The organism is Maribacter sp. Asnod1-A12, assembly GCF_045063735.1.
Taxonomy (GTDB): Bacteria; Bacteroidota; Bacteroidia; order Flavobacteriales; family Flavobacteriaceae; genus Maribacter.
Map to the genome: position 1 here is coordinate 2,801,316 of NZ_JBEFNZ010000006.1, position 13,430 is coordinate 2,814,745.

At 34.8% G+C, this 13,430-nt stretch carries 10 protein-coding genes; all 10 read left to right on the forward strand.

All coding sequences use genetic code 11. The features are described 5' to 3' along the window. Nucleotides 1-26: 26 nt before the first annotated feature. Nucleotides 27-1,823 (forward strand): type IX secretion system membrane protein PorP/SprF, encoded by a 1,797-nt coding sequence (locus ACJJVP_RS11835; RefSeq protein ID WP_405413902.1) that lies wholly within the window; start codon nt 27-29, stop codon nt 1,821-1,823. Between the two features lie 688 nt (nt 1,824-2,511). Continuing rightward, nucleotides 2,512-3,153, forward strand: a complete 642-nt coding sequence (locus tag ACJJVP_RS11840; protein ID WP_405413904.1) for a response regulator — start codon at nt 2,512-2,514, stop codon at nt 3,151-3,153. A 235-nt stretch (nt 3,154-3,388) separates the two neighbouring features. Then, nucleotides 3,389-4,876 (forward strand): xylulokinase, encoded by a 1,488-nt coding sequence (locus tag ACJJVP_RS11845; RefSeq protein ID WP_405413906.1) that lies wholly within the window; start codon nt 3,389-3,391, stop codon nt 4,874-4,876. 10 nt (nt 4,877-4,886) lie between these two features. Then, nucleotides 4,887-6,203: a xylose isomerase gene (gene xylA, locus ACJJVP_RS11850; RefSeq protein WP_405413908.1), complete on the forward strand. Its 1,317-nt coding sequence runs from the start codon at nt 4,887-4,889 to the stop codon at nt 6,201-6,203. 154 nt (nt 6,204-6,357) lie between these two features. Next, nucleotides 6,358-7,374: a LacI family DNA-binding transcriptional regulator gene (locus ACJJVP_RS11855; protein WP_405413910.1), complete on the forward strand. Its 1,017-nt coding sequence runs from the start codon at nt 6,358-6,360 to the stop codon at nt 7,372-7,374. A gap of 326 nt (nt 7,375-7,700) precedes the next feature. Then, nucleotides 7,701-9,080: a sialate O-acetylesterase gene (locus ACJJVP_RS11860; protein ID WP_405413912.1), complete on the forward strand. Its 1,380-nt coding sequence runs from the start codon at nt 7,701-7,703 to the stop codon at nt 9,078-9,080. A gap of 131 nt (nt 9,081-9,211) precedes the next feature. After that, nucleotides 9,212-10,933, forward strand: coding sequence for a GMC family oxidoreductase (locus tag ACJJVP_RS11865; protein ID WP_405413914.1), 1,722 nt, complete (start codon nt 9,212-9,214; stop codon nt 10,931-10,933). A gap of 3 nt (nt 10,934-10,936) precedes the next feature. After that, nucleotides 10,937-11,659: a gluconate 2-dehydrogenase subunit 3 family protein gene (locus ACJJVP_RS11870; RefSeq protein ID WP_405413916.1), complete on the forward strand. Its 723-nt coding sequence runs from the start codon at nt 10,937-10,939 to the stop codon at nt 11,657-11,659. A gap of 8 nt (nt 11,660-11,667) precedes the next feature. Then, nucleotides 11,668-12,492, forward strand: coding sequence for a sugar phosphate isomerase/epimerase family protein (locus tag ACJJVP_RS11875; protein ID WP_405413918.1), 825 nt, complete (start codon nt 11,668-11,670; stop codon nt 12,490-12,492). A 193-nt stretch (nt 12,493-12,685) separates the two neighbouring features. Beyond that, complete coding sequence (locus ACJJVP_RS11880) at nt 12,686-13,426, forward strand: M15 family metallopeptidase (protein ID WP_405413920.1); 741 nt, start codon at nt 12,686-12,688, stop codon at nt 13,424-13,426. Nucleotides 13,427-13,430: the final 4 nt, after the last annotated feature.

A 13,430-nucleotide genomic window follows, 5' to 3' on the forward strand; every position in this document is an offset into this window, starting at 1 on the left:
CAATTCTAATCACAAAATCAATCGTTATGGAAAGTCCTTATAAAATCAATAGTTTATTTATTGCTTTATTCTTATTGGCTCTTGTCCAAACAGTAAAAGGTCAAGAAACCAATGCAAATTTAGGATCAAGTAGTACGTACCACAACCAATTATTCTTCAATAGGTTCTTTATAAACCCAACGTTCTCTTTGGTACGTGAGAATAAATCATATTTAAACATTCTACATAGAAATCAATATGCAACCTTTGATGATAATAGTCAAAACTATTTTCTAGGTTTCAGTAATAAATTAAACGAAAATACTGCTGTAGGTATAGGCGTCTATAGTCAATGGTCTGGTGTAGTTCAAGAATTCGGATTCAATGCCAACTACGCAACGGCAGTTCGTTTAGGAGATAAATCAGTATTGACATTTGGTACTAATGTCACCTATTTTAATCAAGGTCTTGACCAGAACAGAATAGTTGTCAGCGAAGCTGATCCAGAATTGGCAGATGCACGTAAAGAAAGTAAAATTGCCATACAACCGGGTATAAACTTATCATTAGGAAAGTTCGATTTTGGGTTTTATGCAGAAGATCTTTTAAAATACAATCAAACAACGAACGAATTCTTAACCGAACTATCTACTAAAAGTGTAAAAGCATCGGTACAGTATACACACTCATTCGAACATTCAAGAGGTCTTTTTACAGATGCTCGTTTAATGCCAATGGCACAAGTGGGTCAGAATTATGACGGAAGTTTATATTACTTTGGATCGTTATTATTAGATATGCCAAAATACGGTTGGTTACAAACAACGGTAGATGAAGAATATGGAGTAGCTGCAGGTGTTGGTTTTAACCTAAGTGAGAAAATGTCTTTAGGGTATTTAATGGAGAAAGATTTATCAAGTGAAGATGCCAATTTAGGTTGGAATCATGAAATAACTTTAGCTTACAAATTCAAAGATGATGATTTGGCGATATCGGTAGCGGATAATTCATCAGACAATCAAATAGATAATATAGTACGTAATTATGAAGAGCAGATAGCTCATTTAATAGAAGAGAGAGATAGTGCTAGAAAATCGGGTCGTAAGAGACAAGATGCATCTTCTAAAGCTACTTCTACGGCTTCAGAAAGCAGCTTGGCCTATGAGAATAAAATTATTTTAGATGAGTTGATCCTACGTCAAGATTCTATAGAAGTCGAGAGAATAGCAGCATTTGAAGAACGATTCGAGTTAATTGTTAGAATGTTACGTAATGATATTGATACGACGATCAAGAGCTCTTTACAAGACTTTAGTGTAGAGGAAAACACATCTTATGCTTCTAATGATCTTAAAGATGATGCAATGGACTTTATAACGGAACCTGCAGATGCATTTGCAACGGCATCAGCATCAAAAGCAACTTCGGTAACAACTACAACAGCGGCGGCTGAAAAAGCATCAAGAAGAGCGAATTTTAAAGAATTACCATCCACAAGAGATAACTTTAAACAGATGCCCGTAAAGATGATGGTAGATGCTGATGTTATAGATATGAACTCTGGTTATTATGTAATAGCAAATGTATACAGCCAAACAAAGTATATGAATGCGTTTATGAAAGATTTGCGAGAAAAAGGATTAGATCCAAAGCAATTCTACAATAAGGAAAACGGTCTGTATTATGTGTACTTGGCAGATTACGATTATAAGAACGATGCACAAATGGCAGCAAGTACAGATTTAAACGGAAAATATAATCAAGAGAAATGGATCATGCAAGTAAGCGAAACAACGGCGACTGCATCTAATACTTTTGAAGATGATGATATAAGTATAGAGTAACATATTAAAAATCTATAAACCTTAATGGTTATATGGTTGATTTGAATTGTCAATAAAAGGAGGGGTGTTGTCCGGGGGGATAACTGGGTTCCCTCCTTTATTTTTTTATTTTTTGGTTTACATTGGTGGTGATTCTCGGTTTTAACTTTATGTTAACTATCGACGAATTACCTTATTTTTTATAAAAAGTTGGTATTTGAACGAAAATTCTTATGTTTTCAACGGGTATATTGTATTAATATATATATTTCGATCACCAATAAGATTCAAACCCAATTGTATAACCCCAAATCCCCCCACAACCATGAATGAATTTTACCTACTAAATTCCGGTTTCAAAACACATTTTTTTCTTCGCAAGATTTCTATCATTTTAGAACTCCGAAATCTCATTAATCCAAAGTATGGCAAACGCCTAAGTTTTTTGAATTGATTCACTAGCGGTAATCCGTTTTTGATTTAATTTTTGCTGAACGATTGCGAAGAACAATCCAACTATTTTGATTGTTCTTCAGGGCATTTTTTGTCATTATATATGTAAAAGTGAACTTATAGCAAATACTATTTGTTCATAATACATTGCTATTGTTTAGTTATTCAATCCTTAAATAAACTGATTGAAATTACTTAAAACTAACTTTAGTTATTGTTCTTTTCAAGAATGATAGCTTCAAAAACTATGGAGATTATGAAAAATTCAAGCATTAGAATAATTGTACTGGAAAAAGAAACCTCATTACATTCTGTTTATAAAAATCACTTCGAAGAAATTGATGGTTATGAAGTGGTAGGCAGCTATACATCTGCCAAAGATGCTATTAAGGATTATAAGTTTACCAAACCTCATATTGTACTTTCAGAAATTGAATTAGATGATATGAATGGAGTAAATGCCATTAAACTTTTCAAGAAAAAAGACTGGGAAGTAAAAATCATCATGTTTAGTGAAATAAATGATTTTGATATTATTAAAAATGCATTTAAGAAAGGAGCAAACGGTTATTTGACAAAACCATTGACCTTGGATAAATTAGAACATGCATTACGTAGTATGGAAAAAGAAGGTGCTGCTATGAGCAATGATATCGTAAAGAAAATCATTAGTAATTTTCATAGAAAGACCTTTGCATTTTTCTCTGAAAGAGAGAACCAAATTGTAGATTTTTTATGTCAAGGAGCTACTTATAAAATGATTGCGCAAAAGTTATTTGTAACGCCCAGTGCAGTGAATTTTCATATTCAGAATATCTATTTAAAGTTAGATGTAAATTCTAAATCAGAGGCACTTTCAAAGTTAGAACAATTACAAAATCAGCTAGAACAGTATTAAAAATACGAATTCTTATGTACTGATATTAAGGGTAGTACGAAAACCCTTTCGAAAATAGTAAGTTTTTAATTAAGAATGTAATTAGATGATAATCAGTTTTTTATATTTATTAAATTACACTTTTAGATTTTTGATTAATCTAATTACGATAATATTTCGTGATGCAAATATCGAATGGTCGGTATAGTAACTATTTTTGGTTTAACTTATTACAGCAAACCAATTTATATTATTTATGTACCATTTAGGATTAGATATCGGAAGTTCATCTATTAAGATTGCTTTGGTAAATGCTTCAACAGGAAAAAGTGTTGGAGTAGTTTCAGAGCCAGAGACAGAAATGTCTATGGAAGCTGTAAAAAATGGCTGGGCAGAGCAAAGTCCAGAAGATTGGTGGCGCTACGTTTGTAGTGGTATCGAGAAATTATGTGTACAAGAAAATATTAGCAAATCTGATATTTCAGGTATCGGAATATCATATCAAATGCACGGTCTAGTGCTTATTGATAAAGAAGGAAATGCCTTAAGAAAATCTATAATTTGGTGTGATAGTAGGGCGGTAGGTATTGGTCAAACAGCCTATGAAGAAATAGGTGCAGAAACTTGCGATACACATCTTTTAAATTCCCCTTCAAACTTTACAGCTTCTAAATTAAAATGGGTCAAAGAAAATGAGCCCGAAATTTACGCGAAGATTTATAAAATGATGCTCCCAGGAGATTACATCGCTTATAAATTATCAGGTGTTGCAAATACAACTGTATCTGGTTTATCAGAAGGTATTTTTTGGGATTTCAAGAAAGATGCAATTGCTGATTTGGTATTAGATGAATATGGATTATATAAAGAAATGATTCCCGATATCGTAGATACTTTTTCCGTACAATCCATAGTAAATGAAAAAGGGGCAACCGAAAGTGGATTATCAACGGGTACACCCATATTATATAGAGCAGGCGATCAGCCAAATAACGCATTGACATTAAATGTTTTTAACCCTGGTGAAGTGGCGGCTACTGGTGGTACATCTGGTGTCGTATATGCCGTAACAGATAATCTTTCAGTAAAAGAAAGTTCTCGTGTAAACAACTTTGCACACGTAAATTATTCACCAGGTAAACCATCCAGAATTGGAAAACTACTTTGTATTAACGGAGCGGGTATTCAATATAGATGGTTATTGAATAATCTTAATGTTGAATCTTACGAAGAGATGAATACATTGGCAAATGAAGTACCAATTGGTTCAGATGGTGTCACAATGATTCCGTTTGGTAACGGAGCCGAAAGAATGTTGAAAAACAAAGATGTAGGTACAAGAATTCTTAACCTAAATTTAAATAATCACGGTAAAGGTCATTTGTGTCGTTCTGCATTAGAAGGCATTGCTTTTTCGTTTGTCTACGGTATGGAGATCATGGAGTCAGACGGTATAAAAGTGAATGTGATGCGTGCCGGTAACGACAATCTTTTTCGGTCAGAAATATTTTCGAATACTGTGGCAACCTTAATAGGGTATGACATTGAAATTTATGATACTACTGGGGCAATTGGTGCGGCAAGAGCTGCTAATCTTTATAAAGGTGATTTTGAGGCATTCGGTAAGGCAATTTTAGATAATGATTACGTAATGACATTTAGTCCGAAGAAAGATAAATCGGCATACCAAGAAGCTTATGCAACTTGGAAAAAAGAATTGAATTTAATATTGAACAACTTATAAAATCAACATAATGGCAAACAAGGAATATTTTAAAGGAATAGACAAAATTAAATTTGAAGGAAAGGAATCTGACAATCCGTTAGCCTTTAAATACTATAATCCGGATCAAGTAGTGGCTGGTAAAACCATGCGTGATCACTTTAAGTTTTCAACGGCCTACTGGCATACGTTCTGCGGTCAAGGTTCAGATCCATTTGGTCCAGGTACACAGAGTTTTGAGTGGGATAAATCTTCTGATGCCGTACAAGCAGCTAAAGATAAGGCAGATGCAGCTTTTGAATTTTTTGATAAAATAGGATTTGATTACTACTGTTTTCATGATTTCGATTTAATACAAGAAGGGTCAACGTTTGCAGAATCTGAAAAAAGATTGGCAACGATAACTGATTACTTAAAAGAGAAGCAAAAAGAATCTGGTAAGAAATTACTTTGGGGTACGGCGAACTGTTTCTCAAACCCGAGATATATGAACGGTGCATCTACCAATCCTGATTTTAATGTCTTGGCAAGAGCAGGTGGTCAAATTAAATTGGCTTTAGATGCGACAATTGCTTTAGGTGGTGAGAATTATGTTTTCTGGGGAGGTAGAGAAGGCTATATGTCTTTATTGAACACAGATTTAGGTCGCGAAGTCGATCATATGGGTCAGTTTTTGACTATGGCAAGAGATTATGCCCGTAGCCAAGGTTTTAAAGGAAACTTCTTTATTGAGCCAAAACCTATGGAGCCAATGAAACATCAGTATGATTTTGATTGTGCAACAGCAATTGGGTTCTTGAAAGAATATGGTTTGGAGAATGATTTTAAAATGAACATTGAAGTAAACCATGCAACATTGGCGCAGCATACTTTTCAGCATGAAATCGCTGTAGCTGCTAAAGCGGGTATGTTAGGTAGTATGGATGCTAACCGTGGAGATTACCAAAATGGTTGGGATACGGATCAGTTTCCAAATAACATTCAAGAAACTACAGAAGCCATGTTGGTATTCTTGGCAGCTGGTGGATTACAAGGTGGCGGAGTAAACTTCGATGCCAAAATAAGAAGAAATAGTACGGATTTGGAAGATGTATTCCACGCACATATTGGTGGTGCAGATACTTTTGCAAGAGCTTTGATCACTGCAGATAAAATTATCGAATCATCTTCATATAATAAATTACGTGAAAAGAGATATAGTTCTTTCGATTCTGGTAAAGGAAAAGATTTTGAAAACGGTAAATTAGATATGAAAGATCTTTACAACATCGCTAAAGAAAATGGTGAGTTGCAATTGCAGAGTGGTAAGCAAGAATTGTTTGAGAATATAATCAATCAATACATATAAATCGTGTACCCCAAAATATAATCACTAGTGTTTTTGGGTGATGATATGTATGAACAATAAAACGAACTGTCCCTAGGTTTAACCCTTAGGGACAGTTTGCTTTTACGAATAATTTAAATGTCAATTTAAATCTGTTCTTTTGTAGTTACAAATTATGAAAAAAGTAACTCTAAAAGACATTGCCGGGCATTTTGGCGTTTCTATCTCTACCGTTTCAAAAGCGATAAATGATAGTCACGAAATCAGTAATGACCTAAAATTAAAGATTCAGGCATACGCTAAAGAGAAGCATTATAAACCTAACAGACTTGCACTTAATTTGTTGAATAAGAGTACCAAAACCATTGGAGTAATGGTTCCAAATATTTTAAATTATTTCTTCGTACAAGTATTATATGGTATAGAAAAGGTAGCTAATGAAAGCGGGTATAATATTATTAGTTGTATTAGTAATGAGTCGAAGGCAAAAGAAACAAAAACGCTAGAATTTTTTGATGCAGGTACTGTAGATGGTGTTATTATGTCTTTAGCCGAAGAAAGTCAAAACGAAGATAAACATGAAGCACTTATAGATGTTATAAACAATGATATACCTGTAGTACTTTTTGATAGGGTTTCAGATAATGTGCAATGTGATAAAGTAGTGGTCGATGATTTGGAAGCAGGTTATAAAATTACTAAGTATTTAATAAATATTGGTTGTGAAAATATAGCAGTTGTAAACCCTATTTCTAGCTCAAGTGTCGGTAAATTAAGATTACTAGGTTATAAAAAAGCATTAGAGGAATTTGAGATTCCGTTCGATCCTAAATTAATTATCAACCTTACCGTTAAAGATGATTTAGATTTATTGATGTCCTTTTTACTGAATTATAAAACCATAGATGGAATTATTGGAATTGATGAACTAATAGCTGTTCAAGTATTAGAGGTAGTAAAAGCAAGAGGATATAACGTACCCAATGATATTTCCATAATTGGTTTTACCAACGGACAGTTATCTAAATACGTGACTCCGTCTTTGACTATGGTTAGTCAGCATGGTAAATATATTGGGGAACAAACAGCTAAATTGTTAATTAACAGAATAAAAGATCCTAGTTTACCTTATGAGACTAAAATCGTAAAAACTAGTTTGTTGGTTCGAGATTCTACTAAAAAACTACAATAAACTACTTTTCTTAAACATATATATTCACAATTTTCTACATCATTTTTGACCGTAATCTAACTAGTGTATTGTTGAATTTTAAAACAGCTATACTTTATATGGGTTAAACTTTTTTGATTATCATACTATTGGTATTGTCATTTATAAAAGGTGATATTTTTCTATTATGACAAATTCCAACTCTTATAAGTTGATTATTAATGCGCTATGATATATTTTAAAAAGTACTTCTGAGTGAAATATTATAAAAATATCATCGTAATATTATGAATTTGCTAATATTAATCATATTTAGGTATATTTAAATCAAAATTTTATCAATAACTATGAATTTGCGCTATAACCTAATTTTGCTTTGCCTACTAGTGACCACTTTTGCGAAGGCAGAAATTACACTTCATAATATATTCTCTAGTGAAATGGTCTTACAGCGTAATGCAGATGTATTGGTTTATGGTTGGGCAGATCCTAATGAAGTGTTTGAGATTTATACAAGTTGGAACGATGAGACGTTGAAGGTTAAGACCGGTAACGATGCAAAATGGGAGATAAATGTAAAAACATTAGAAGCAGGAGGACCTTATCAAATAATAATTAAGGGAAAAAATAACGAGATAGTATTAAAAGATATTTTGATTGGAGAGGTTTGGCTTTGTTCAGGGCAGAGTAATATGGAGTGGAGTGCAAATAGTAAAATAGACAATAGAGATTATGAGGTCGAAAATGCAAACTATTCTAATATTAGGTTATTTACCGTAGCGAAAAGAACTTCAGAATATCCACAGGAAAATGTGGTGGGTAACTGGGTTTCATGTTCTCCTGAGACGATGCAAGATTTTAGTGCTGTCGCCTATTTCTTCGCGAGAAAGGTTCAAAAAGAGTTAAATATTCCAATCGGATTAATAGATAATGCATGGGGAGCCTCATGTGCAGAAGTTTGGACACCTGAATCTGTATTTGATATACGCTCGAATTTGGCAGAGGCCCACAAAAAGATAGAGCCCAATAAATGGGTAACAGTAAAGAAGTCTACATTATTTAATGGTATGATAGCACCTTTGACCAAATTTAAAATTTCGGGTGTTCTTTGGTATCAAGGAGAAGCGAATACAGTAAACGCAGAACATTATCAGGAGCTTTTTTCAAGTATGATAACATCTTGGCGAAAAGAATGGAACGATAATTTTCCATTTTTCTATGCTCAAATAGCTCCATTTAAATATGACCAAGAATATGCTGGTGGTATGGTGAGAGACCAGCAACGAAGAACTCTGATGTTAAAAAATACGGGCATGGCTATGACGAGTGATATTTGTACCACAGAAGATATTCATCCATTGAACAAGCAAGATGTAGGCTTACGATTGGCGAATATCGCATTGAAAAATCACTACGGATTATTACAAGATCAAGAAGTTTATGGTCCGCTTTACAAATCATTTGAAGTAGACGGTAATCAGTTAAAAGTGAGCTTCAGCAACGCGGGCGGATTATATAATAAAGGAAAGAAAATAACACTTTTTGAAGTTTCAAATGCAGCCGGAGAATGGTTTCCTGCAAAGGCAAAATTGAAAAACGAAGAAGTGATATTAAGCTCAAAAGAAGTGAAAAATCCGACAGGTGTACGATATGCTTTTAAAAGTACCGACATAGGAACTTTGTTCAATGCTGCTGGATTGCCTGCTTCAACCTTTGTAAGTGAATAATCAAATTGCTAAAAAACGGACTATGGTGCTTAAAAAATATCCGTCCGTCCAGTAACGCATGTTATTCAGCTAAAAACAAGGCTCTTATTTTAATAAAGAATTAAATTGTAATCATCAACTAATCTCAAATTATGCAAATAAAAGAATCCTCAGAAATCTTTGATGTTATCATCGTAGGTTCAGGAGCTGGTGGTGGTATGGCTACCAAACAATTGGCAGATGCAGGTTTAAATGTAGCTGTTGTAGAAGCCGGTCCATTTTTTGATCCTGCCGATCCAAAAACCATGACCCAACTAAAACAACCATATGATTCGCCAAGAAGAGGAGCGGGAACAACCCGTGCTTTTGGTGAATGGGATATGTCTTGGGGAGATTGGGAAGTAGAAGGAGAGCCATATACGCATGCAGAAGGCACTGAATTTAAGTGGTGGCGAGCAAGAATGCTCGGAGGACGTACAAATCACTGGGGTCGTATTTCATTAAGATTTGGGCCTAAAGATTTTAAAGGAAAAACCCGTGACGGTCATGGAGATGATTGGCCGATAGGGTACGAAGATGTTAAACCATATTATGATAAATTAGATAAGTTAATTGGTGTTTTTGGCACCAATGAAGGTAGAGAAAACGATCCTGACGGATTTTTTCTTCCTCCCCCGAAACCAAGATTGCACGAGTTGTTTTATATCAATGGTGCAAAGAAGTCGAACATACCGGTGATTCCCGGTAGACTTTCAATGTTGACCAAAAGAATCAACGAAGATCGCGGAGTTTGCTTTTACTGCGGACAATGTGGTAGATCCTGTCAAATATATGCAGATTTCTCGGCAGGTAGCTGCTTGATTTTTCCAGCTCAAAAAAGCGGTGGCCAAGTGAAATTGTTTGTAAATTCAATGGTACGCGAAGTTCTTACAAATGAAGAAGGTAAGGCAACTGGTGTATCGTACATCAACAAAGAAGATAGAAAAGAATATACCCTTAGAGGTAAGGTAGTGGTATTGGCTGCATCTGCATGTAGTTCTGCACGTATACTTTTAAACTCTAAAAGTAAGCAACATCCTAATGGCTTGGGTAATAGCAGTAATTTGGTAGGTAGGTATCTACACGATTCAACTGGGGCAAGTGCTGCGGGTGTAATTCCTGGTTTAATGAATAGAAAAACCTCTTATAACGAAGATGGTGTAGGCGGTATGCATGTTTACTCACCATGGTGGGGAGATAATTCAAAACTAGATTTTCCAAGAGGATATCATATAGAAGTTTGGGGCGGTATGAGTCAGCCAAACTACGGTTTCGGTTTTGATCCAAATGCCATGAACAAGTACTTCGGATTAAAATCTGGAGGTTATGGAGAAAGCCTACGTGACGATGTAAAGAAATATTACGGTTCAGTAATTGGTTTTGGAGGTCGTGGAGAAGGTTTGGCCAACATCGATAATTATTGCGAAATTGACCCTACTACGGTAGATGAATACGGAATACCTGTATTAAAGTTCAACTATAAATGGTCTCAGTATGAAAAGAATCAGGCAAAGCATATGCAAGATACGTTTGAAGAAATCATTCATAACATGGGCGGTCATTATTTAGGAGAAAAACCTGGTAAAGATCAAGATTACGGACTTCATAAGCCAGGAGAAATTATTCATGAGGTAGGTACCACCAGAATGGGAGATGATCCTAAAACATCGGTTACCAATAAGTTTCAACAATTGCATGATGCGGACAATGTATTTATAGTAGATGCAGGAGTTTTTGTTTCTCAAGCAGATAAGAACTGTACTTGGACGATAATGGCGCTTTCTTGGAGAGCATCAGATTATATCATAGAACAATTAAAGGCACAAAATATTTAAATCATGGATAGAAGAAAGAGTTTACAAACTTTAATACTCGGTGGTGCTGCTGCAACCTCTGGGCTAGTCTTCAATTCATGTAAGACTGAGAATGGCGAATCTGTAGATGAAGTAATTTCAACCAGCAGTGAGAAGTTTTTTGGTAGAACACCAGCAGAATTAGAACGTATAGAAAAATTAAATGCAGAACAATTGTTCAACGAGCATGAGATGGAAACTATTGCGGCTTTAAGCGTAGTGATATTACCTCCAAAAGAGCCACATGGTGGTCCTATAGAGGCAGAAGTACCTGCACTTGTAGAATTTATGGGTAAAGATATTCCAGAAATGGCTCCTATATTATTAGGTGGTTTAATGTGGTTGAACCATAAAAGTAATACGGAGTTCGGTACCGAATTTAAGTCCGCGACCTTAGAGCAAAAGAAACAGATTTGCGATGAAATTTGCTGGCATGATACAGAGAAGCCTTTAAGCGAGCAACCATTGGAAATACAGTTTTTCTATACCATGCGTGGCTTGACCGTTACAGGTTATTATACTTCTAAAGTAGGTATTGCAGATTTAGGATATAAAGGAAATTCACCAAATGTTTGGGACGGTGTACCGCAAGATGTTCTTGATCAGCATGGTGTTGCCTACGACCCAGAATGGATTGCTAAATGTGTAGACCAAAGTCAACGTAACGTAATGGCCGAATGGGATGACGAAGGGAATTTACTTACGTAATTGATATAATGATGATAAAAAAAGTAATAATTGCCGTTATCTTTTTAATTAGTAGTTTTTCAACTCAGGGTCAAGAAGTAGGTTTGCAACTATACAGTCTTAGAAATCAATTCAAAATGGATGTTTCTAACACCTTAGGGTTGATAAATGAATGGGGCATCACCAAAATTGAAGGAGGGGAGACCTATGACATGCCATTAGAGGATTTTAAAGCCTTGTTAGTTGAAAATGATTTAGAGATGGTAAGCGTAGGTGCTAGCTTTGGCGATTTGGAAAATAATGTTGAAAAAGTTGTTCAGAATGCTGAAGATTTCGGGGCTACATACGTAATGTGTGCATGGGTTCCTCATGATGATAACAAATGGGGTTTAGAAGAAACTAAACACGCCACAGAAGTCTTCAATACAGCGGGTAAAATTCTAAAACAGAACGGACTCGTATTGGCGTATCATCCGCATGGGTATGAATTTAGACCATATAAAAATGGAACATTGTTTGACTATATGGCACAGAATGCTAAAGACTTTACATTTGAACTAGATGTGTTCTGGGCACAACATGGTGGTGCAGATCCGTTGGCGTTGATGAAGAAATACCCTAAGAAAATTACTCTGTTACATTTAAAGGATATGGAAAAAGGTATTGAAGGTAATAATACCGGTCATGAAGAAGATGATACCAATGTTGTCTTAGGAACAGGACAAATAGATATTTCTGGCATAGTTGCAGAGGCTAAAAAATTAGGTATTGAATACATGTTTATAGAAGACGAATCTAAAAATGTGGTGACCCAAGTTCCAAAAAGCTTGACGTATTTAAAAACCTTGAAGTAAACCAACAACCAAAAGTGCAATGCAACCTTCTATTTTTAATTAAATAGGAGGTTTTTTTGTGGCTCCAGATCTGATGATCATAGGGTTTCTTATGTAATTGTATATTATAAAATTTTAGAGTGTTATTTTTACTTTCTTTATCATGAAACGGTTTTACAAAAAATATAAGTTTCTTACTTATAATTAATTATAAATGAAAAAGACATTAATTCCTAAAACGACAATTTCTATTATATTTTTAAATATAATCATACTTATTGGCTGTAAAACTGAAACTTCCAAAAAAGAGACTACAACAGAAAAAGAGCCCATAGGTCAGATTGTTGTTGATTCAATAATAGAACCTAAAGTGGAGAAATCTGTATTTAAAAGCTTAGAAGGGGTTGCAGATACTACATTTGTTCGATTAGCAGACTATAGCGATGGCTTTGCGTATGACTTAAGATATGCTACAGATAATAATTTCTTGAAAGAGCAAGTATACGATTGTGGTGAATGCTATACCAGGGCAAAAACGGTAAAGGCTTTGCTAAAAGCAAATGAAGAATTTAAAAAGCACGGAGTAAAAATAAAGTTCTATGATTGCTACAGACCTAATTCTGTACAATATAAAATGTGGAAAATAGTACCTAATCCGCAGTACGTAGCAAACCCTGTTAAAGGTTCTATTCATAATAAGGGTGGAGCAGTAGATATTACTTTGGTTACACTAGATGGTGATGAAGTGAAAATGCCGTCGGATTTTGATTTTTTTGGTAAACGCGCGTATCATGATAATTTTGACTTACCTCAGGAAATTTTAGATAACAGAAAGTTGCTCAAGGAAACCATGGAAAAACATGGGTTTTGGTCCACTAGAACAGAGTGGTGGCACTATAATTTACAAGGAGCATCGCATGACCCTATAGCCAACTTTAAATGGGATTGCGAATAACCTA